General features: G+C 60.9%; 1 protein-coding gene. It reads left to right on the top strand.

Going from position 1 to position 873, the window contains the following annotated elements; all coding sequences use genetic code 11:
* Positions 1 to 85: 85 nt before the first annotated feature.
* A partial coding sequence (locus ACXJKR_RS33695; RefSeq protein WP_457326567.1) for a dTDP-4-dehydrorhamnose reductase family protein occupies positions 86 to 873 on the top strand: 788 nt, incomplete at its 3' end.

The raw sequence follows: 873 nt of genomic DNA, 5'->3' as shown, positions 1-873 counted from the left end.
TCCTAGAGCCGGCCGTGTGGCGACAGATTCTGGTGGGTTTTCTGCGTCGTACCTATTTCGGGTGGCGCACCAAAGAGCGAGAGCAATGAGCAGGCAAAAGATCCTTGTATTGGGTGCGAATGGCATGCTGGGGCATGCCGTGCTGCGCTGGTTTGCACCGCTCAGTCATTACGAAACGCTTGGCACCGTGCGCACCTCCCAGGCCGCGGTTGAATTGCGTGCACGACTGCCTGAGGCTCAACTGGTTGAAGGATTGGATGCGGGTCGAATGGACCAACTGCGCGGATTGTTCGCGCAGGTGAAACCGGATGTCGTCATCAACTGCGTCGGTGTCGTCAAGCAACTGGCCGGCGCGGACGACCCAGCGACGGCGATTCCCATCAATGCAGTGTTGCCCCACCGTTTGGCGCGGTTGTGTCAGGCTCATGGCGCCCGCATGGTTCACATCAGTACCGACTGCGTCTTCTCGGGCAAGCGCGGGGCCTACCGAGAGGAGGATCCGGCCGATGCAGAGGATCTCTATGGCCGCAGCAAGCTGATGGGCGAGCCGCACAGTCCAGGTGTTGTCACGCTACGCACTTCGATCATTGGCCATGAGTTGGATGCAGGGCACGGTCTCGTAGGCTGGTATCTCGCCCAAACGGGAGAGGTCAAGGGCTTCGGTCGTTCAGTATTTTCGGCGCTACCGACCGTGGAACTCGCGCGTGTCATCGAACAGTGCGTGCTGCCCAGGCCGGAGCTCGCCGGAACCTTCCATGTGGCGGCCCAGCCCATCAGCAAGTATGAGTTGCTGGACTTGGTTGCGACCGCGTACGGCCGGCCCAACCGACCGATTCAGAACACCGACGTCGTCATCGATCGGTCCTTGTGCGG

It is taken from the genome of Roseateles sp. P5_E11 (genome assembly GCF_054049355.1).
This window is presented reverse-complemented; position numbering and strand designations above follow the sequence as displayed.